This window comes from Nostoc sp. CCY0012 (assembly GCF_963920855.1).
Lineage (GTDB): Bacteria > Cyanobacteriota > Cyanobacteriia > Cyanobacteriales > Nostocaceae > Cyanocohniella.
In genome coordinates, this window is sequence record NZ_CAWUDM010000047.1 from 28,156 (window position 1) to 49,207 (window position 21,052).

At 42.5% G+C, this 21,052-nt stretch carries 22 protein-coding genes; 9 read left to right on the forward strand and 13 right to left on the reverse strand.

Features of this window, described 5'->3' with window-relative positions; translation table 11 throughout:
• Nucleotides 1-111: 111 nt before the first annotated feature.
• From ACM0OS_RS15285 to ACM0OS_RS15330, 10 genes are all read right to left on the reverse strand, one after another.
• Nucleotides 112-1,026, reverse strand: a complete 915-nt coding sequence (locus ACM0OS_RS15285; RefSeq protein WP_414544044.1) for a cytochrome b/b6 domain-containing protein — start codon at nt 1,024-1,026, stop codon at nt 112-114.
• A 354-nt stretch (nt 1,027-1,380) separates the two neighbouring features.
• Nucleotides 1,381-2,328: a F0F1 ATP synthase subunit gamma gene (locus tag ACM0OS_RS15290; RefSeq protein ID WP_414544045.1), complete on the reverse strand. Its 948-nt coding sequence runs from the start codon at nt 2,326-2,328 to the stop codon at nt 1,381-1,383.
• A gap of 97 nt (nt 2,329-2,425) precedes the next feature.
• Nucleotides 2,426-3,946: a F0F1 ATP synthase subunit alpha gene (atpA, locus tag ACM0OS_RS15295; protein ID WP_414544046.1), complete on the reverse strand. Its 1,521-nt coding sequence runs from the start codon at nt 3,944-3,946 to the stop codon at nt 2,426-2,428.
• A 237-nt stretch (nt 3,947-4,183) separates the two neighbouring features.
• On the reverse strand, nt 4,184-4,741 hold the full coding sequence (gene atpH / locus ACM0OS_RS15300) for an ATP synthase F1 subunit delta (protein ID WP_414544047.1): 558 nt from the start codon (nt 4,739-4,741) through the stop codon (nt 4,184-4,186).
• On the reverse strand, nt 4,738-5,301 hold the full coding sequence (locus ACM0OS_RS15305) for a F0F1 ATP synthase subunit B (protein WP_414544048.1): 564 nt from the start codon (nt 5,299-5,301) through the stop codon (nt 4,738-4,740). Before ACM0OS_RS15305 ends, atpH begins: the two co-directional genes overlap by 4 nt.
• A gap of 112 nt (nt 5,302-5,413) precedes the next feature.
• Nucleotides 5,414-5,905: a F0F1 ATP synthase subunit B' gene (locus ACM0OS_RS15310; protein WP_414544049.1), complete on the reverse strand. Its 492-nt coding sequence runs from the start codon at nt 5,903-5,905 to the stop codon at nt 5,414-5,416.
• Between the two features lie 123 nt (nt 5,906-6,028).
• Entirely contained in the window at nt 6,029-6,274 is a 246-nt protein-coding gene (atpE, locus tag ACM0OS_RS15315; RefSeq protein WP_010994186.1) for an ATP synthase F0 subunit C, read from the reverse strand.
• Between the two features lie 121 nt (nt 6,275-6,395).
• Nucleotides 6,396-7,148, reverse strand: a complete 753-nt coding sequence (gene atpB, locus ACM0OS_RS15320; protein WP_414544050.1) for a F0F1 ATP synthase subunit A — start codon at nt 7,146-7,148, stop codon at nt 6,396-6,398.
• Between the two features lie 116 nt (nt 7,149-7,264).
• Complete coding sequence (locus tag ACM0OS_RS15325) at nt 7,265-7,705, reverse strand: ATP synthase subunit I (protein WP_414544051.1); 441 nt, start codon at nt 7,703-7,705, stop codon at nt 7,265-7,267.
• Between the two features lie 289 nt (nt 7,706-7,994).
• On the reverse strand, nt 7,995-9,176 hold the full coding sequence (locus tag ACM0OS_RS15330; protein WP_414544052.1) for a class I SAM-dependent methyltransferase: 1,182 nt from the start codon (nt 9,174-9,176) through the stop codon (nt 7,995-7,997).
• A gap of 129 nt (nt 9,177-9,305) precedes the next feature.
• Here ACM0OS_RS15330 and ACM0OS_RS15335 point away from each other — a divergent pair, with 129 nt between their 5' ends.
• The gene (locus ACM0OS_RS15335; RefSeq protein WP_414544064.1) at nt 9,306-9,542 is read left to right on the forward strand and encodes a manganese efflux pump; all 237 of its coding nucleotides are present in this window, start codon (nt 9,306-9,308) and stop codon (nt 9,540-9,542) included.
• A 171-nt stretch (nt 9,543-9,713) separates the two neighbouring features.
• Here ACM0OS_RS15335 and ACM0OS_RS15340 read toward each other — a convergent pair whose 3' ends face one another.
• Entirely contained in the window at nt 9,714-10,463 is a 750-nt protein-coding gene (locus tag ACM0OS_RS15340; RefSeq protein WP_414544053.1) for a Uma2 family endonuclease, read from the reverse strand.
• A gap of 306 nt (nt 10,464-10,769) precedes the next feature.
• Between ACM0OS_RS15340 and ACM0OS_RS15345 the strand changes: the two genes are divergently transcribed.
• Genes ACM0OS_RS15345 through ACM0OS_RS15355 form a run of 3 tightly spaced genes read left to right on the forward strand, consistent with a single transcriptional unit; the run spans nt 10,770 to nt 13,979 of the window.
• The gene (locus ACM0OS_RS15345) at nt 10,770-11,429 is read left to right on the forward strand and encodes a vWA domain-containing protein (protein ID WP_414544054.1); all 660 of its coding nucleotides are present in this window, start codon (nt 10,770-10,772) and stop codon (nt 11,427-11,429) included.
• Between the two features lie 15 nt (nt 11,430-11,444).
• Nucleotides 11,445-12,236 carry a PP2C family serine/threonine-protein phosphatase gene (locus ACM0OS_RS15350; RefSeq protein ID WP_414544055.1) on the forward strand — a complete coding sequence of 264 codons (792 nt, stop codon included), beginning with the start codon at nt 11,445-11,447 and terminating at the stop codon, nt 12,234-12,236.
• Nucleotides 12,237-12,242: 6 nt separating this feature from the next.
• On the forward strand, nt 12,243-13,979 hold the full coding sequence (locus ACM0OS_RS15355) for a tetratricopeptide repeat protein (protein WP_414544056.1): 1,737 nt from the start codon (nt 12,243-12,245) through the stop codon (nt 13,977-13,979).
• A gap of 69 nt (nt 13,980-14,048) precedes the next feature.
• On the opposite strand, the gene ACM0OS_RS15360 is transcribed toward ACM0OS_RS15355, so the two are convergent.
• On the reverse strand, nt 14,049-14,408 hold the full coding sequence (locus ACM0OS_RS15360) for a hypothetical protein (RefSeq protein ID WP_414544057.1): 360 nt from the start codon (nt 14,406-14,408) through the stop codon (nt 14,049-14,051).
• Between the two features lie 591 nt (nt 14,409-14,999).
• On the opposite strand from ACM0OS_RS15360, the gene ACM0OS_RS15365 reads away from it, so the two are divergent.
• The 5 genes from ACM0OS_RS15365 (at nt 15,000) to ACM0OS_RS15385 (ending at nt 20,812) form a co-directional block, all read left to right on the forward strand.
• Nucleotides 15,000-18,410: a phycobilisome rod-core linker polypeptide gene (locus ACM0OS_RS15365; protein ID WP_414544058.1), complete on the forward strand. Its 3,411-nt coding sequence runs from the start codon at nt 15,000-15,002 to the stop codon at nt 18,408-18,410.
• Nucleotides 18,411-18,805: 395 nt separating this feature from the next.
• Entirely contained in the window at nt 18,806-19,291 is a 486-nt protein-coding gene (gene apcA, locus ACM0OS_RS15370) for an allophycocyanin subunit alpha (RefSeq protein WP_414544059.1), read from the forward strand.
• A gap of 69 nt (nt 19,292-19,360) precedes the next feature.
• Complete coding sequence (apcB, locus tag ACM0OS_RS15375) at nt 19,361-19,846, forward strand: allophycocyanin subunit beta (RefSeq protein ID WP_414544060.1); 486 nt, start codon at nt 19,361-19,363, stop codon at nt 19,844-19,846.
• Between the two features lie 227 nt (nt 19,847-20,073).
• Nucleotides 20,074-20,280: a phycobilisome linker polypeptide gene (locus ACM0OS_RS15380; protein WP_414544061.1), complete on the forward strand. Its 207-nt coding sequence runs from the start codon at nt 20,074-20,076 to the stop codon at nt 20,278-20,280.
• Between the two features lie 235 nt (nt 20,281-20,515).
• Nucleotides 20,516-20,812 carry a hypothetical protein gene (locus ACM0OS_RS15385; protein ID WP_414544062.1) on the forward strand — a complete coding sequence of 99 codons (297 nt, stop codon included), beginning with the start codon at nt 20,516-20,518 and terminating at the stop codon, nt 20,810-20,812.
• Here ACM0OS_RS15385 and ACM0OS_RS15390 read toward each other — a convergent pair.
• The gene (locus ACM0OS_RS15390) at nt 20,757-21,014 is read right to left on the reverse strand and encodes a tetratricopeptide repeat protein (protein WP_414544063.1); all 258 of its coding nucleotides are present in this window, start codon (nt 21,012-21,014) and stop codon (nt 20,757-20,759) included. The genes ACM0OS_RS15385 and ACM0OS_RS15390 overlap by 56 nt on opposite strands.
• Nucleotides 21,015-21,052 lie beyond the last annotated feature (38 nt).

Below are 21,052 nucleotides of genomic sequence, written 5' to 3' on the forward strand. Positions count from 1 at the left end.
TTATATTTCAATTATATTACTTGGTTGGGGAAATGTGTGGTGCGGCGATAAAATTTGAGTTCATGCCAGTGTTGCGGAAAAACACAGAGTGTCTGGATGGGAAGTTGGCAGTTACTTAAATAGTGGAATCATCCAGGCAGCAACAATGCTGATGAGGATAGCTGATTCTAATAACACCAGAGTACGCGAAGATTGAAACCAGTTCGACCAGGAACCTTGCCAGAGACTTGACCACCATTGAGAGATATGGGCAGACCAGAAAGTAGGACTATCTTTGTCACGAAATTGCCAATTGAGCATGGATAGCAGTAACGGAACTCCACCAACTTTGGCATTGATCAACAGGTGAAGGGCGATCGCCACCACCATAATCACCCATGCAATTAAGTGAGCATAATACCAGTCATGATTTAATTCCCCTTGTGGCAACCATGTTTCATCCATCATCTTGCCGCTAAATAACGCAAAAGTTAAAGCCAGGAGGACAAAGGTATTTGTCAAGCGGTTTAATGTATACCACCAAATGGGTTTACCAACCTGAACCAATTTAGTCAACGAATCAGGCTGAATCAGTCGCTTCTGACCCCTATGAAATGCATAGAGTACAAACGCAGGAAATATCAGTAAGGTCAATAATCCAAAAGTTCCATGTAATCCTTCAATTTCTCGATAGGAAGGTAATGGAATTCTTCCCCAGCGCCCATCATAGGTATCGTACGTCCAGAAAGCCGTTAGAATTGCAGCTACTAACAACAGACCAGTGAGTCCATGCAAAATGCGAAGGAGGAGTGGTTGATAGGGTCGAGTCAATTTCATGTAAGTAGGACGGCGTAAATAATTAAAGGTTTGTAGTGAGTTAGCGCGGTCTACAGCCCTTCTCCTAAAGGAGACGCTACGCGAACGGGCATCCTTCTCCCAAGGGGAGACGCCAAAGGCGAACGGCGGGGGGTTTCCCCCATGAGCGACTAACGTACAGCCTGCGGCATCGGTCGGCATCACCCGTAGGGTGAGGACTTTCGTCCTCAAATAAGGGCTTAAGCCCTTACTACGAAATGAATTTTAATTATTTTACATTGCTTAACATAGTTTGATTTTTTCTCGCCGACTTACTTACACCAAGAGTAGCAAATATACTTGTGGCATTAATCTAGACACAAAATAATTTATTGTCCGAAAAAATAGTTCTCTGGTTATTTCTTAATATATTGATTAAGCTAAAATTTAAATTTAATTATGAGAATAAAATGAAATAAAAATAAAAAGCTCTATGTTTAAACTTACACTATCATCATATTCATTACTTACTAAAAATAGCCAATTGCTAATTATCAAGACAACTAGCAACTAGCTATTTTTTTAAACTAAACAATTAACAATTCCCTAAGTTAGTGCTTCAGCACCGCCCACAACCTCTAGGAGTTCTTGGGTAATAGCGGCTTGTCTTGCTTTGTTATAAGACAAGGACAGAGATTTAATCAATTCACCAGCATTGTCGCTGGCATTGTTCATTGCTGTCATCCGCGCTGCTAGTTCACTGGCTGCTGATTCCTGTAGCGCTCGTAATAGTTGGTTACTGAGATACAAGGGCAACAGAGAATCCAGAATCTGCACTGGGTCTTGTTCAAAAATCATGTCACGGGGCAAAGGCCGGGCTGTACTGGTCACTTTTTGCCGTTCGACTTCAAATTGACCGCCACGAGTTGTGAGGCGGAAGATTTCGTCATCTGCGGCCTCTAGACCTTGAGGATCTAAAGGAAGCAGAGTTTGCACCACAGGGCGGGAGCTAACCAAGGAGACGAATCTGGTATAAATTAACTCAATGCGATCTACATTTTCTGAGAGGAACAAAGAAAGTAGTTGATCGGCAATTTCTGTAGCTTCTGCTGCTGTAGGAATTTGCTCTAAGCCAGTGTAGGTACCATCGATGGGTTGTTCCCGACGTTGGAAATACTGGATGGCTTTGCGCCCTACCAGTACATATTTGTAATTTACACCTTCGGCTTGGAGTTCCTTGGCGCGGTTTTCGGCACGACGGATCACATTAGCGTTGTAACCGCCACACAAACCGCGATCGCCTGAAATTACCAACAACCCTACTGTCTTAACTTCCCGTTTTTTCAGTAGTGGCAAATCTACATCTTCAAACCGCAGACGAGTTTGCAAGCCATACAGTACTTGTGCCAAGCGATCGGCAAAGGGACGAGTAGCAGTTACCTGTTCTTGGGCGCGACGTACCCTAGCAGCCGCTACCAGCCGCATGGCTTCTGTAATTTTTTTGGTGTTTTTGACCGACTGAATGCGATCGCGTATTGCTTTGAGATTGGCCATATTCTTAAGTTCTGAGTCCCTAGTCCATAGTCAAATGTCAACAGTCAATAGCCATTAAGTGTTTCCCAATGACTCATGACTATTGACCAATGACTAATTACGCTGTTGCTTGGAAGGTCTTTTTGTATTCTACAAGTGCTTCCTTCAAGGCTGTCTCTTCTTCGTCACCCAGTACTTTTTTGCTCTTTACGGAGTCAGTGTACTGAGGCTTACCTGTTTTTAAGTACTCTCTTAAACCTTTGGTAAAGGTGGTAACTTTATCTACAGGTACATCATCCATATAGCCATTGATACCAGCATATAGAATTGCTACTTGCTCGTATACTGCCAGGGGAGCATTTTGTGGCTGCTTGAGCAATTCGCGCAATCTTTGACCACGTGCCAATTGGTCTTGGGTAGCTTTATCCAAGTCAGAAGCAAATTGAGCAAAGGCTTGCAGGTCGTCAAACTGGGCTAGTTCCAATTTCACTTTACCGGCAACTTTTTTCATGGCCTTGGTTTGTGCTGCCGAACCCACACGGGATACAGAAATACCAGGGTTTACAGCCGGACGAATCCCAGCGTTAAACAAGTCAGATGACAAGAATATCTGACCATCGGTAATCGAAATTACGTTGGTGGGGATATATGCCGAAACGTCACCAGCTTGGGTTTCGATGATTGGTAGCGCAGTCATACTGCCTTTACCCAATTCATCACTGAGTTTAGCGGCTCTTTCCAACAAGCGGGAGTGGATGAAGAATACATCTCCAGGGTAAGCTTCCCGTCCGGGTGGCCGACGTAGCAATAGGGACATTTGGCGATAAGCTTGGGCTTGCTTGGAAAGGTCATCATAAACCACCAAGGTAGCTTTGCCTTTGTACATAAAGTACTCAGCGATGGTTGCCCCGGTGTAAGGAGCTAGGTACTGTAATGTAGCTGGTTCACTGGCACTAGCGGCAACGACTACGGTATAGTCCATTGCGCCTTTTTCTTGTAAGGTTTGGACCACGTTAGCCACAGTGGATGCTTTTTGGCCAATGGCAACGTAGACACAAATTACATCTTCACCTTTCTGGTTGATGATGGTGTCAATGGCGATCGCCGTTTTGCCTGTTTGACGGTCACCAATGATCAATTCCCGTTGTCCCCGACCAATGGGAATCATGGAGTCGATGGCTGTAATACCCGTTTGCATGGGTTCGTGTACAGACCGACGGGCAATGATACCAGGTGCTGGAGATTCAATCAAACGGCTATCGCTAGTTTTGATGTCTCCTTTACCGTCAATGGCCACACCCAAGGCATCGACAACCCGGCCAATTAGGGCTTCACCTACGGGAACCTGAGCAATTCTGCCGGTAGCAGTTACAGAGCTACCTTCTTGAATGTTCAGACCTTGACCCATCAACACCGCGCCCACGTTATCTTCTTCTAAGTTCTGGGCGATACCGATTGTGCCATCTTCAAATTCTAATAGTTCCCCAGCCATAGCCTTTTCTAGACCATAGATCCGGGCAATACCGTCACCCACTTGGAGGACGGTACCAACGTTAGCAACTTTGACTTCTTGGTCGTATTGCTCGATTTGCTGCTGAATAATGCTGCTGATTTCGTCAGGTCTAATTGAAATACTCATGTGTCTATCTTTTTTGCGTTCGAGACGGAAAAACAGGTTAGGGAGTGGGGAGTGGGTGAGACCAGCGCGGTCTTGGGGGTTTCCCCCATGAGCGACTGGCGTTCGCGTAGCGTGCCGGAGGCATCACCCGAAGGGGAGTAGGGAGTGGGGAAAATTTTTCTCGTTTCCCTTTTCCTTTAATTTTCTCATCTCCCATCAAGTTACCAGCACAGCCAGAAAACTTTAGAAGTAGCGTAATTACGAATTACTAGCTAAACGTAAAGAAAGGCGGCGTAACTGACCTCGTAAACTGGCATCAATTACCTGCGAGCCTACTTTAATGATCACACCACCAATTAACTCGCTGTCTATTTTAGTTTCTAACTCTACCTGGCGAGCATCAGTGATAGCGAGAACTTTTTCCACTACCGCTTGCTGTTGAGTTTCTGATAGAGGAACTGCTGAAGTCACTTCTGCTAATACGGTTTGATTCAGTTGCCGCAACAACGCCAAATACTGCTGGAGGATTGCTTCTAAGAAAACAATGCGTCGTTTGTCTACCAGCAACAACAAAAAGTTGCGGAGGTAGGGGTTAGCACTTTCACCAAGTATTTGTTTGATGGCAGCTTTTTTGCTCTCACCCTGAATAAAGGGATTGCCAATAAAGCTTTGTAGCTGCTGGTTCTCCGATAGCAGACTCCGCAAAGTCCGCGCATCTTCGCCGAACTCTTCTGTCAAGTTTTTTGATTGTGCGATGGACAACATTGCCTGTGCGTAAGGCTGGGCTATTTCAGCTGTTGCTACCTTACTTGTCATACTTCGCCTCCCAGTTGTGCGATGCTACGTTCAATCAAAATTTGTTGAGCATCGTCGGCTATGCCGCTTTTTAGTTCCGACTCGACTTTTTGCAATGCTTGAACAACTACCCTCTGTCGCAATTGAGCGATCGCTTTATCTAGTTCTGTACTCAAGTCAGCTGCTCCTGCTGCTTGCAAGCGCTCAATGTCTACAGTCGCTTGGGCTAAAATAGCTTCGCCGGCTGCTTGAGCGTTTTCTTGGGCTGCTGCTTTGATTCTTTCAGCTTCTGCTTGAGCTTGTGCTAGTTTTTGCTGCGCTTCTTTCAGTTGCTGTGCAGCTTGGGCGGCACGTTGTTCTGCATTCTTAATTGCTGTTTCAATATTTTCCCGGCGAGTTGTCAAGGTTTTACCCAGAACTTTCCGACCAAATACAAACAGCACAGTAATAATAATGGCCAGGTTAATGAGGTTAGTGTCAAAAATATCTGTATTTAGACCAAAACCACCATTCCCGGCTTCCTCCGCCAATTCACTTGCGACGGCGCTGGCTTCCGCCATCAACAGTAAAAAAGTCCCCATGATTTTTCATCCACAACTGCGCTGCCAAGGCCTAACATTACTGACGCCGCCAATTGTTACTTAGCAAAGGCGTCTTTACAATGTCACTTAATGATTCCAACTTACGTTTGAGTTAGCGCCGACTTGCTAAATCTGCTCCTAAAAGCTTTTCTAGTATTTGGCGACTCAGAGCATCCACTTGTTGCTCCAATGAAGCAAAAGCTTGTTGTTTTTGCTGCTCTATTTCACTAGAGGCTTGTTCTCTTTGAACTTGGGCTTCTTGTTGGGCGGCTGCTATTTTCTGAGCAGCTATTTTTTGCGCCTCGGCTTGAGCATCAGCAATAATTGTTTGAGCTTGCCGTCTAGCTCCTGCTAAATCTTGCTCGTATTGCTGCGCCAATTTCTCTGTTTTTGACAAGCGTTCTTGTGCTTCTAATTGATTGTTACGGATATATTCATTCCGTCCATCAATAGCATTGCCCAATGGCTTGTATAGTGTTGCATTCAACACTATGGCTAAAATTAAAAACTGAATTGCCATTAAGGGCAGGGTAGCATCTAGATCGAATAGCCCCCCTTCTTTGGCAACCTCTTCTACAGCTAATAAGGTGATCCAGTGTGTCATGGTTGCTAATTCTTAATCTACTTTGTTAGTCCTGAGTCCTGAGTTACGAGTTATGAGTTATGAGCTAAACTCTTAACTCCTAACTCTTAACTCCTAATTTTTTTACTCAGCACTCAGTACTGTTTATGCGAAGGGGTTAGCAAACAATAGCACTAGAGCAACTACTAGACCGTAGATGGTTAGCGCTTCCATGAATGCCAAGCTTAACAGCAATGTACCGCGAATTTTGCCTTCTGCTTCTGGCTGACGAGCAATACCTTCTACAGCTTGTCCTGCTGCATTACCTTGACCAATACCAGGGCCGATTGCAGCCAAACCAACAGCTAGAGCAGCAGCTAAAACGGAAGCAGCAGAAACCAATGGATCCATGATATTCTTTCCTTACTTTACTGAGTTGAATGGGTCTAGAAGTTGTTGTGTGTCAGTTGCCATTTGACCTTAATCATTGTTAAAAAACTCATGACTAAAGACTAATGACTGTTGGGGGTATTTAATGCCCCTCATGCTCCTCGCCATGATGATCTTCCATCGCTTCACCGATGTAAGCAGCGGCTAAGGTGGCAAAAATTAGTGCTTGGATGGCGCTGGTAAATAGTCCCAAAGCCATTACTGGCAAAGGTACAAATAAGGGTACTAGCAATACCAATACACCTACTACAAGTTCATCAGCCAAGATGTTGCCGAATAAACGGAAGCTTAGGGAAAGAGGCTTGGTGAAGTCTTCAATAATCTTGAAGGGCAACATGAACGACACTGGCTGGACGTAGTTGCCAAAGTACCCTAAACCTTTTTTGCTGAATCCAGCATAAAAATATGCTAGTGATGTCAGTAACGCTAAGGCAACAGTTGTATTGATGTCACTTGTAGGTGCTGTTAGTTCACCTTCTGGTAAATGAATCAGCTTGAAAGGAACCAGCGCCCCTGACCAATTTGACACAAAAATGAACAAAAACAAAGTGCCAACAAAAGGCACCCAAGGGCGATATTCTTTCTCGCCGATTTGGTTTTTTGCCAAATCCCGAATGAACTCCAGGGCATACTCCATCAGGTTCTGTATACCGCTGGGAATTCTTTTGATGTTACTGCTGGCGGCCACGGAAACTAGCACTAGTACACCAATAACAAACCAGGAGGTGAGAAACACCTGACCATGCAGCTTTAAGTTGCCTATTTGCCAGTACAGATGTTTACCCACTTCCAATTCGGCAAGTGGAAGAGAGTAGAAGTTCAGAAAATTCAGCATTTTCTTTCCATATCAATCGTTTCTCCAATATTACCTGGAGAAGAGGAGCAAATTTGCTGTGTGGATATTCCTCACGCAAAGCTTTTGTCAGCCTTTTCAGGTTGTCGGAGCTTTAGCTAGTCAGAGATAAAAGCCATCCTCACTACGTAGATGATGAGTGTGGCTTTGTAGGTAAGAAATCCCAAAAATATGGGCAATATTTGTAGTTGATTCCACCGCGATGCTAGCAAAATCAGCGCTACTAATAAGGCTAACCGAGTTTTGCTCAGGGCCTGTTTTTCTCTACCTAAACGCTCAACATCTTTTGCCAACAGCCTCAAGTAAAGCACACCTGCACACGCCCCTAATAGATAATTCAGGGCAATGTTTAGAGAATAAGCAATCCATACAGAGATAAAAATAATCCCTGTCAAGGCAAGTGTGATTACCAGCAACTCCTGATAGAGTTGATAAAACTCTTGCATGGAAGAGCTTACTGGTTCTGTGTCCTCAAAACCAGATTGAGTGTCTTGTTGTGTTGTGGGAGTGGGATCAGTCGAATTTTCTGACAAGCTCACGAGACTTGAAACCAGTACAGCTAACTTATGATGACTGCACATTCAGTCAGCTGAATCATATCATGATCAGGTAACAATACTTTAGAAAAAAACAATTAACTTCTTGTCATATTCAGCCTAACGGTAGAAGCCTGATGCTGTAATGGAAAAATAGAAATCAGAGGGCGATGGTGTCAGAGAAAGAGGCAGATAAATATCCAAAATTCCCGGTTGCACAATTCCAAATTTCTTCAAATTTCGCCGTTTTCTAGGCAATAGCGATTGTATAATCAGCGTCTTGGTGACTTGTTTAACCGGGTGTCAATATAATCAGCTGTTGTTTAAGCAGTGTCTTGACTTGTTCCAAGCTGATCTGCACTGTTGCTAAAATTTCTGCCACAGGGGAATTACCATCACACTTTTGTAAAAACTCCAACTCTGTATCTGACAAATTGATTATTTGGTATTCGTAATTAAAGATACATTGACTAGGAAATCCTTCAATACAAGGATTAAGTTCAGGAATTGCCTGCAATAAGAGTTTATCTTCTGACCAGTCAACCTTGATCTGCGGCAGACGACCGAGAAAAAATTCATAATGAGTAACTTCTGGATCTAGTAATTCTATCAGGCGGTAACGTTGGCGATCGCTCAATCCTTTTGCCCGTTCAATTAAATCTGGTGCTTTGGCTAAAAGTCTTTCTAACTGCCAAAACCCAGGATTAGAAAACCCGATAAACTCCAGTTCAGAAGCGTCAATTAATGCAAACAGCGTCTCAATGTTGTAGTCAATTTCCTGGGGATGAACGTACATATCGGCAAAACATTCATCCTTATGATTTTCTAATGACCAAAGTTCCTTTTCTCGCTTGACAATACGATTCTTTTCTGGTAAAGAAGAAAACAATTTGCGTCCTACTTGGACACCATCGCGGTAATCGCCCTTTTTGTCACCTTGGAGGAGAGCGATCGCCTTTTGCATGAGTTGAATTTCCCAGCGTCCAAGTTCACCATACACAAAAATGTGCATTAGTCCACCAGGAGCTAATTTTTTCGCTAAAGCTTGAATGCCACGTATGGGGTCAGGTAAATGATGTAACACACCCACACAGTTAATTAAATCAAACTCTCCTGGCAATTGTTCAACATCATACAAGCTCAGATGGTGAAACTCAACCCGGTTAGCTCCAGAACGCTGACAACGTTCTTTTGCTACTGCCAAAGCCCCAGCGCTGAGGTCAATTCCCACAACACTAGCTTGGGGGTTGAGGTGGACTAAGTATTCTGTACCTACTCCTGTGCCACAACCAGCGTCTAGAATGCGGATGTCTTGTTTTTTGGGTTTCAAGCCTGTGCAGAAGTTATGGGCGGCTAGCCAATTCCAGCGCCAGTTATAGCCGGGGGGTGGTGCATCTAACAGTGGTTCTGGGGGGAAGGGGTAGGTGTTGTAGAGATTGGCAACTGCTGTACTAACTGTTTGAGAATCTGACATGGTGAGGAAGCAAAATTATGGCAATTCTGAGTTTATCGAATGGTGGGTACTTGAGCGACAAGTTATAGAATTTTTAACGCAAGAGACACAGTATATTTTTTTGATTGTGAGGGTGGAATATTTAAAAAGATTAATTGCTTCAGTTCTTTTCTTTGCCCCCTCGACTCGTTTTTGGCTGGTATTGGTGCTGCACTTATGGGACTTTCTATTTGGCAAACAACAGTAATTATTGCCGGGATGAGTGGATTTTTGATTTATTTGGGTTTACAAGTGGGAATTTTTCTTGCAAGTAATCGGTTACTCAATCGCTTATCTTATTTACCTGGTTTGTTGTTGATTATATTGGGACTTTCTAAGTTTGTTTAGTTGTAAATAGAAATTAATATTTAAGGTATGCCGACAGATAGGGTTGCTGATTAAAGGGATAATTTTAATCTCACGCAAAGTCGCTAAGACGCAGAGAGGAGAAGCAAAAGAAAGTGTATGAATAAAGTCAAACAAATTGCTTCTTCTTAAAACCTATTGAATAGGAGAGGATTATTCGCTATCCGGTAAATTGATTCCTTGTTCACGTAACAATTGCCGCAACTTAGCAACTTCTAACTCAGCAGCGTCAGCGCGTTGTTTTTCTTGTTCTTCAGGTGTAGGCAACCAATTATTATCCCGATCAAACCAACGTAGCCATAATCTTTTTAACCCTTGATATTCTCCATCCCATAATCCTAAACCTAGTTCTGCTTCCTCTAACCACACACCTAACCCATTCACAGAGAGAGGTTGATAGCGGTTCATCATTAAACCAAAACAGTGCAACTCATTAGTATAACGATTGAAAACAAAATAATAAGGGATTCTCAAAATCTGCTCATACACTGACCATTTATTAGGTGGTTGGTTTACTTCTCTTAAACTCCTTCCTAAATCTTCTGCTTCTGTACCTGGTGATATTAATTCCACCACCACAAAAGGATTGATTCCTTCTTGCCAAGTCACATAACTTAACCGCAGTTCTGTTTCATTATAAAAACGTGATGCTCCCAACACTGCAAACCAATCGGGGCGCTTATACCATTGGGGATGATGAGGGTCATAGTATAAGTTTAAATCACTCGCTGTAAAAACTTGATTCTCGACATAACTATGGGGGCGAAAAGTGATGCGGAGTAATTCATGTTGTATAAGGTGAAATTCATCTGGCAAACCTGGTTCCTCCGGATTTTCGCTTGGCAAGTCATACATCGTTGGCAGTGTTTCTGTAGGAGGTAAAGGCGGATCTACTTGATACATTATATTTTTTAATTTCTAATGTAACTTACATTTGAAATATTCAGTTAAAGGTATTTAGAAATAAACATCTTAGTTTATCGGCGATTAATTATTCTTAACTGAATTGTAATTTCATCAACCTGATCAATCTGATAAACCTAACAATCTTGTTGTAAATGTGCCATGTAATTCTTTGCTGGTTGAACTCTAGATTATTTAAATAGTGTGTATTTTTTCAGTAAAAATACTAAGCCTTAAGCATCCATGTAGCAAATAGAATTTGATTCATATAGTTTGTATTATTTTTTACTTAAATAGGAGTATCGGATGGCGATCGGACTACCCGAATTTGCAGAAAATCCAGAAAATCGTTGCCCAGTAGTACTGTTGCTTGATACCTCTGGTTCTATGTTAGGCCAGCCTATTCAAGAATTAAATCGAGGATTAGCTGCTTTTAAGGAAGATGTTTTGAAAGATGCCCAAGCTTCTCTGAGCGTAGAAGTAGCTATTGTTACTTTTGGGGGAGTAGTGCAACCAATGCAAGATTTTGTGTCTATAGAGCAATTTATACCACCCAAACTAGTAGCAGATGGTTTAACGCCAATGGGGGAAGCGATAGAGTGTGCTTTAGATTTGTTGGAAAATCGGAAACAAACTTATAAAGATAACGGTATTCTTTATTATCGTCCTTGGGTATTTTTAATTACTGATGGTGCGCCGACAGATTATTGGGAAAGTGCAGCACAAAGAGTGAAAGACGCAGAAGAAAATCGGCGATTGTCATTTTTTACTGTTGCTGTCCAAGGTGCAGATATGAACAAACTCAGACAAATTGCTCCTCCGCAACGTCCACCCATGATGCTAACTGGATTAGATTTTCGTGGTTTATTTGTTTGGCTTTCTACTTCTATGAAACGAGTTTCTTGTGGCAAAGTAGGTGAGGCTGTGGCTTTACCTGCTGTGGGTTGGGGTCAAATTACTACCTAAATTTTGAGGTTTATTGTGAGTTGGAAAGCAATTGCTCGTTCTGAAGTAGGAACAAGTCATCAAAGTCAAGAAATACCTTGTCAAGACTATGGTTTTTATCGTATTTATGATGATGTAATTGTAGGTGCTGTTGCTGATGGTGCTGGTAGTGCTAAATATTCTGATGTTGGTTCTCAGTTAGCTGTAAAAACAGGACTCAAATATTTATCAAAAATTAGTGAATATCTTCACAAGCGTAAACGTTGCTGGCAAAGATTTTCTCAAAAACTTTCACAAACTGAAGCAGAAAAATTGTTTAGTAAAACCCATAAAAAAGTACTTGCAGAATTATGCAATAAAGCAACCACAGAAGATTATTCTATTCACGATTTAGCTTGCACACTCTTAGTTTTTGTGGCTACTCCAAACTGGTTAGCAGCTATGCAAATTGGCGATGGATTTATTGTAGTGCGTCCTCATGAAGATTCAGGATATCAACTGTTGTTTAAACCTGATAAGGGTGAGTTTGCTAATGAAACAACTTTTATTACTTCAGAGAATGCACTCAAAGAAATGCAAGTGGATGTTATCTCAGGAGAGCAAGAGTTTATTTGTGTTTCTACTGATGGATTGGAAAAAGTAGCTATCCGCTTACAAGAATGGAAAGCATTCCCACCTTTTTTTAAACCTTTTGAGGAATATTTACGAGAAACATCAAACCCAGAGGAAAACGATAAATATTTGATAGAATTACTCCAGTCGGAACGACTAAATGCGCGTACTGATGATGATAAAACTTTGCTTTTGTGTCTTTGGGAAAGAGAGTAAAACTCAATGACAATTCTCACCTGTGCTAATACTGGTAAATCTATTACTCTACTTGGTGAACCAATAGCTGATAGCGGTGAAGGTAAGATTTGGCGAACTAATAGCAATGGTTATTTAGCAAAAATATATAAAGAGCCAACTTTAGAACGTGTGCAGAAATTAGAAGTGATGATAGCACACCCACCTCAAGAGCCAAATTCTCATCTTCATCATATTTCTTTTGCTTGGCCGAAGTCGGTGTTGAAAAACTCTCAGGGTAATTTTGTCGGCTTTTTGATGCCAGAAATTAAAGACTCAAAAGAGTTGATTGAAGTATATAATCCACAACGCTATAAGAAACTAAAACTTAAAATTGATTGGCGTTTTCTGCACATAACAGCACAAAATATAGCCTCAATTGTTGCGGCGCTTCATGCTAATCGCTATGTATTGGGTGATATTAAGCCACAAAATATTCTTGTTAATAATCGAGCTTTACCTTCAATTATTGATACAGATTCTTTTCAAGTTCGTAATTCTAAAAACGGTTATATTTATTTTTGTCCGGTAGGTTCCCCCGACTACACACCACCAGAACTTATTGGTGAAGATTTTTCTCATCTTTATCAAACAGAAGTACACGATCGCTTTCGTTTAGCAGTCATTATCTATCAAATGTTGTTTGGTGGACAAAGCCCTTTTTCGGGACAGTGGACTGGTACAGGGGAAACGCCAGAAAGTAATGAACTAATTCGTCGTGGTTTATGGCTATATTCACCAAATAGTCTGTTGCAAGCTGTAGACAGGACAATTCCGCTTGAAATTGTTCATCCGGAAATACAGCGTTGTTTTCTTCGGTGTTTTAATGATGGTCATAACGATCCTCGTTTACGCCCATCTGCTCAAGAATGGTTACAGGCGTTAAAAGTTGCTTGTAATGATCTAAATTTGTGCGGGAGGGTAGATAGTCATTACTATAACCGAACTTATGGTACATGTTATTGGTGCGATCGCTCTACAAAATTTCGTGGGGTTGATATTTTTCCTGGAAATCAAACCTCCTACAAAGATCAAGATGCTGATACCTACAATAATAACGGTAATGTATGTTATCACTTAGGAAACATGCAAGGAGCGATAGCTTGTTACAATCAAGCTCTCAAGATTAGTCCTGACTATACTTATGCCTACCACAACCGTGGCCTTGCTCGTTATCACTTAGGAGACAAGCAAGGGGCGATAGATGATTACAATCAAGTCCTCAAGATTAGTCCCGACTATGCTTTAGCCTACAATAACCGTGGCCTTGCTCGTTATCACTTAGGGGACAAGCAAGGGGCGATAGATGATTACAATCAAGTCCTCAAGATTAGTCCCGACTATGCTTTAGCCTACAATAACCGTGGCCTTGCTCGTTATCACTTAGGGGACAAGCAAGGGGCGATAGATGATTATAACCAGGCTCTCAATATTGATCCCAACTGTACTTATGCTTACAGCAATCGCCAAGTTGCACTTTCTGCATTAGAAGTTAAACAAGAAGCAACAATTTCTGCAAAAACTCAAACTAGCGATCAAAGTACAAATAATACTTTACAACAAGATAGTACAGGTAACTTAGCCATTCATGTATTATCAGGATTAATTATGGCAGGTTTACGTTCTTTCATTAATAATGATTTTATTTTTATTATTCTACTTGTAACTGTAATTTTACTTGCATTAATATTTTTTATTGCATTTACTAATCGCAACCCTAAATAATTTACACATATTGCATGATATTGATATCAGACAAACATTTAATGATAAATGCACCTGAATGGACAATAATTATTCATAATCGAATTTTAAATAATCAATTTCATCTAATTCACGTCGATATTCTTCTATATATTTGAGCATTTCATCAAATTGCGGGTCATCTTTATATTTGCCAGCTATTTTTAACCAAGGATTCTCTGATATAGGTGCATCAATTTGTAAAGTCACAATTTTGGCTATTTCTAACCGATTTTTTAAACTTTGACTGAGTTGTTCTATGGCTTCTGATTCTGTATTACCTAAAGCTTGGCAGTCTGGTAAACCTAGTAATGTTGCTTTAATTGTGCCATCTGTTTGATTTTCAATTAGTACATCATAAGTTAACTTGGGTGTTATTTTGCTAGAGGAGGTTTTATCAGCTAAATTCATAATTTATATTCTTAAACTTCTTATATTGATTTTAACTTCATTCGTAGTGAGAAAATAAAGGCTTTGAGATTGCTTCCCTACGATATCTTCTCTGCGAGACGCTACGCGAACGATGGGCTTCGCCTACGCAATGAGCCGCAGTCTGCTGTTCCTCCAAGCAGTTATTTAGCTAGTAACACTATTGAAGCGATAGGCGTACAGCCTGCGGCATCCGGAGGCTCTAGCCATGCCCTCCGGGCTTATCGCCTGCCCAATTCTAGTCGGGCAACGCGATTATATTAAGAAAATATTAAATATTTGCATATCTGCAATAAAATATGCATTTATCCCTCAGCCGTGAGAGAGTTAATAGCGAAAATGGCGACCTAGAGATATATACTCATCCGGAGTAACAGATTTAGATTACAGGTTCTACATAGTTCTTAATAAATCACCAGGGAAAACGCAAAACGTTTTAATCTAAAGCTAACTGGGTTAATTTACTGGCAGTTTTGCAGGCGTTACTCTAAGCATGATTACACCGATGTGTCAAGCCTCAAAACAACCCAGACTTAACACATAAATAATTATGATGGGAGTTTTACAAATCAAATGAGTGTTAAGGCAAGTGGTGGCAGCTCGGTTGCGCGTCCGCAACTATATCAAACGCTAACTGTGTCTACAATTTCCCAAGCGGAACAACAAGACCGCTTTTTGGGAACTGGTGAACTAAGCGAACTGGCAAGCTATTTTGCCTCTGGTGCAAAACGTCTGGACATTGCTCAAACGCTGACGGAAAATTCGGAAATTATCGTCTCGCGCGCGGCTAACCGGATTTTTGTCGGTGGTTCGCCAATGGCTTTCTTAGAAAAGCCTCAAGTAGAAGAATTGGCTATGGCTACGGCTGGTGCTACTGCTGCTGGAGGTGTGACAGAAGGAATGAAACTAGGAACCGTAACCTACGTTGAAAGTCGTGGTGGGTTTCTAGAAAATCTTCGTTCCATCTTTAATACATCTCCTGGTGGCCCAACTCCGGCTGGTTTTAGACCAATCAACGTTGCTCGTTATGGCCCTAGCAATATGGCCAAGAGCTTACGGGATTTATCCTGGTTCTTGCGCTATGCGACTTACGCCATTGTCGCGGGTGACCCGAATATCATCGTGGTCAATACACGGGGTTTGCGGGAAATCATTGAAAATGCTTGCTCTGGTGAAGCGACATTGGTGGCTTTACAAGAAATTAAATCAGCGTCACTTTCCTATTTCCGCAAGGATGCTGAGGCCACAGATATTGTGTCTCAGTACATGGATATTCTGCTGAATGAATTTAAAGCCCCCACGCCTTCTAACAAACTGCGTCAACGTCCCTCCGGTGACCAACAAGGACTACAACTGCCACAAATTTACTCTGTAGCAGCAGAACGTCGTCCCAAGTTTGTCATGAAGACTGGTTTATCAGCCAGTGAAAAAACCGAGATTATCAAAGCAGCTTATCGGCAACTTTTTGAGCGCGATATTACCCGTGCTTATAGCTTGTCTATTTCTGACCTGGAATCTAAGGTAAAAAATGGCGATATCTCCATGAAGGAGTTTATCCGCCGTCTCGCTAAATCTCCTCTTTACCAAAAACAGTTTTACCAGCCTTTTATTAACAGCCGAGTTATCGAATTAGCTTTCCGTCACATTTTAGGACGGGGGCCAAGTAGCCGGGAAGAAGTACAAAAATACTTTGCGATTATTTCTAACGGCGGTCTACCAGCTTTAGTAGATGCTTTGGTGGATTCTGACGAATACAGCGATTACTTTGGCGAAGAAACAGTACCCTACATCCGGGGTCTGGGTCAAGAAGCCCAAGAATGTCGGAACTGGGGGCCGCAACAAGACCTGTTTAATTACAGTGCGCCTTTCCGCAAAGTACCTCAGTTTATCACCACCTTTGCTGCTTACGATCGCCCACTACCAGACCAACATCCCTACGGTTCCGGTAATGACCCCTTGGAAATTCAGTTTGGGGCGATTTTCCCGAAAGAAACTCGCAATCCCAGCAGCAGCCCAGCACCATTTGGTAAGGATACCCGCCGCATCTTGATTCACCAAGGGCCTGGGATTAATAACCAATTGAGTAATCCCCAAGCACGGGGTGAAGCTCCTGGTACTCTGGGACGCAAGGTGTTCAAACTAGACCAAATTCCTTCGACTCTCAGCAGAAAGGGTGGTCAAGGTGTCAGCGTCAAATTCTCTGAAAGCTCTACCCAAGCAGTAATTAGAGCAGCTTACCTGCAAGTTTTTGGTCGTGATGTTTACGAAGGTCAACGACTGAAGGTAGCAGAAATCAAGCTGGAAAACGGCGAAATTTCCATGCGGGAGTTTATCCGCATGTTGGCGAAGTCGGATTTATTCCGCAAGCTGTACTGGACATCACTGTATGTGTGTAAGTCCATCGAGTACATGCACCGCCGCTTGTTGGGTCGTCCTACTTACGGTCGTCAAGAAAACAACAAGTACTTTGATATCGCCTCCAAAAAAGGTTTCTATGCGGTGGTTGACGCCATCCTCGATACCGATGAGTACAGCCAAGCCTTTGGTGAAGATACCGTTCCTTACGAACGTTATTTGACCCCGGCTGGTGTATCGTTGCGGCAATTACGCGTTGGTAGTATTCGTGAAGATGTTGGTGCTGCGAAGGTTGAAAAACAAGAAACACCACGCTTTGTTGAATTGGGTACAGTTACCGAAAATCGTACAGAACCCGATATTCAATACCGAATTAACCAAGGCGTTACCAAGAAGCGCGAACAAACCAAAGTCTTCAAGTTGGTAGCGGATACCAGCAATAAAGTTGCTGTTCAAACTTTGATTAGCGCTGCTTATCGCCAAATTTTTGAGCGTGATGTTGCACCGTATATCATCAAGAACGAATTTACAACGTTAGAAAGTAAGCTCAGTAACGGCGAAATCAGCGTCAAGGAATTTATTGCAGGTTTGGGTTATTCCAATCTTTACCTGAAAGAATTCTACACACCTTATCCCAACACCAAAGTCATTGAGTTGGGAACCAAGCACTTCTTAGGACGTGCGCCTTTAGACCAGGCAGAAATCCGCAAGTATAACCAAATTTTGGCTACTCAAGGGATTCGGGCATTTATTAATGCGATGGTCGAAAGTGTTGAATATAGCCAATCATTCGGTGAAGATACGGTTCCTTATCGTCGCTTCCCGACTTTACCTGCGGCTAACTTCCCCAACACGCAAAAGCTTTACAACCAACTCACCAAGCAAAACAAAGATTTGGTTGTGCCTAGCTTTGAAACAGTGAAGCCCCGCATCGAGTCGGCGAAGACACCAATTTTAGCGAAGGCGATCGCAGATTTGGCAGCCCAAGCTAAGTCTATGGATAAGACCAAGCCGTTGTTCATTGAGTTGGGTCGTTCCTTCAATGATGGTCGTGGTCAATCGGTAGAAGTAGGTGTGGGTACAACCCGCCGTAAACCTGCACGTATTCACCGCATGACTGTAGGTGGTAGCCAAGCTGAAAAGCAACAGGTAATCAATGCCGCTTACTGTCAAGTATTGGATGTATTTAGTGGTCAGGTTCCTGAGGACTACCGCCGTTCTAACTTAGATAGCAAACTGCGGAATGGCGAAATTTCTGTCCGGGAGTTCGTGAGAGAACTAGCTAGTTCAGAAATCTATCGCAAGCGGTTCTATACGCCTTATCCCAACACCAAAGTGATTGAATTCCTATTCCGTCACATATTGGGACGCGCACCCGCTACACAAGGCGAAATCCGCCAGTATAACAAACTGTTAGCTGATAGTGGTTTAAGAGCCGCTGTAGAGGCAATGGTGGATAGTCCAGAGTATGCGCGCTTCTTTGGGGAAGACGTAGTACCTTACCCACGCTACCCATCTCTACCAGCTGGTAACTACCTCGGTAGTGTCCAAGCAGCTGCTGACTTAGTGAAACAATCTTGGTCTAGTTTGTCACCTTCTGTACTGACAGGACGACCAAGCGATCGCTAGAGACAAGGGAGTAGGGAGTGGGGAGTAGGGAGTAGGGGTTTATCTTCCTCATCTCTCCCTATCTCCTTCATTCCCCTTCTAAGCACTCCGCAACCTTTTGTAGTAACGCTTTCAGCCAGCAAGTGTCATTGCAAATCTGAAAAGTAATATTACAAAGTATTAAGAGCAGTCATAAATGCTCTACAGAATGCCGGAAAATATTTTGCGGAAGGTATGTTGCGCTCTCAAGATTGTTGAGTTGTGTTTACTCAAGCAAACTTGTAATGTTACAGCTATGGCAGTTGCTTAACTGTGGTATCTGACACAACGAGAAAACAGCAACTCTACCAACCAAATTTTAAAGTCGCACCAGTTTAATCAAATTCTGGTTTCATTAGTACTGGAGGAATCCATTAATGAGTATCGTCACGAAGTCCATCGTGAATGCTGATGCAGAAGCCCGCTATCTTAGCCCTGGCGAACTGGATCGGATCAAAAGCTTTGTTTCTGGTGGTGAACGTCGCCTCCGCATCGCTCAAGTTTTGACCGACAACCGCGAGCGCATTGTTAAGCAAGCTGGCGATCAATTGTTCCAAAAGCGCCCTGACGTTGTTTCTCCTGGTGGAAACGCTTACGGACAAGAAATGACCGCTACCTGTCTGCGTGACCTAGACTACTACCTCCGCCTTGTCACCTACGGAATTGTTTCCGGTGATGTTACCCCCATCGAAGAAATCGGCGTTGTGGGTGTTCGCGAAATGTACAAGTCCCTCGGCACACCTATCGATGCTGTGGCTGGTGGCGTTACCGCGATGAAGAATGTTGCTGCTACCCTGTTGTCTGCTGAAGACTCTGGTGAAGCTGGCGCTTACTTCGACTACCTAGTCGGTGCGATGCAGTAAGCTGAAGCTATTTTTACTTCTGCTGAAACACAAGTATTGCAATAAGGTTGGAAATAAGGAAATAACAACATGCAAGACGCAATTACCTCCGTCATTAATGCTTCAGATGTTCAAGGCAAATACCTTGACACCGCTGCACTAGAAAAGCTCAAAGGCTACTTCGTAACTGGTGAACTGCGCGTTCGTGCAGCTACCACCATCAGTGCTAACGCAGCTGCCATCGTCAAAGAAGCTGTAGCTAAGTCTCTGCTATACTCTGACATCACTCGTCCCGGTGGTAACATGTACACCACCCGTCGTTACGCTGCTTGTATCCGTGACTTGGATTACTACCTACGCTACGCTACCTACGCTATGCTAGCTGGCGATCCTTCCATCTTGGATGAGCGCGTATTGAATGGCTTGAAAGAAACCTACAACTCCTTGGGAGTTCCCGTAGGTGCTACTGTACAAGCTATCCAAGCTATCAAAGAAGTAACCGCTAGCCTAGTAGGCCCCGATGCTGGTAAAGAAATGGGTGTTTACTTAGACTATATCTCCTCTGGCTTGAGCTAAAAGCTGGTTTGTACCTAAGAGATTAGGTGCAGCTTTATAAGGTCTGGAAATCAATTGTGAGTGCTAGAACGTTTTATTGCTTATATGTTGAATGAGTGTTAGCGGTCTAGTATTGATGCTTGATTTCCAGGCTTGGAGTGATTAATTTAAACATTTGCATAAAATACACACTCCCATTTTTGTTTGAAATAAAAAAGCTTTCACAATCACAGTAGGAGAAGAAGAATATGTCGCGATTGTTTAAAATTACTGCTTGTGTACCAAGTCAAACCCGGATTCGTACCCAAAGAGAGCTACAAAACACTTACTTTACTAAGTTAGTTCCTTACGAAAATTGGTTCCGCGAACAGCAACGCATTCAAAAAATGGGCGGAAAAATCGTTAAGGTAGAATTAGCAACTGGTAAGCAAGGTACTAATGCTGGTTTGCTGTAATTAATTGTTATTTAACAAAAATCATTCTAGGGAGTTGCTAAGGGGTCAAAGTAGACCTCTTTTTTGTTGAATATAAAACTAATTTGTAATGTCGTATGAGTAGGACGAAGTAAATAATTAAAGATTTGTAGTGAGGACTTTAGTCCTCAAATAAGGGCTGTACTGCTTCGCAGAACCAGTAGGGTAGCTCTGACTACGAAATGAATTTTAATTATTTTACATTGCTTAACATAGTTTGATTTTTTCTCGCCGACTTACTTATATAAATGCAAGCGATCGCCTAAAACGCACACTGCGCGATCGCTCGTCATTTTACACCGGAATAAGAGCGATCGCACTCCTAGTTAAATCATATCAAAGCGATCGCACCTCTTTTACCCAATTATTGGACGAGAGGCTAATTAAGCGTTTGGTGCTGATGTTGGCGGATTTTGACATGGAAACAATGAATACACTGAATAATTGCAACTTGAATTTTACTGTTGTGACTTCAGAGCATCGCGTAAATCTGCTAAATTTTCTCTACAAGTAATAGTATTCGGGTGATTCACTCCTAACTGTCGCTCCAGAATCTCTAAAGCTTGGAGAAGTAGGGGTTCGGATTGCTCGTACTTTCCTTGGGATTTGTAAAGTCCAGCCAGGTTGTTGAGGCTAATAGCGACATGAGGATGATTGTCTCCCAGCAGGCGTTTATGCAGTGCTAAAGCTTGGAGATACAGCTTAACGGGTGACAAGAAGGCTAAACAGCTTGTTTAATAAGGGATAGAGCCTG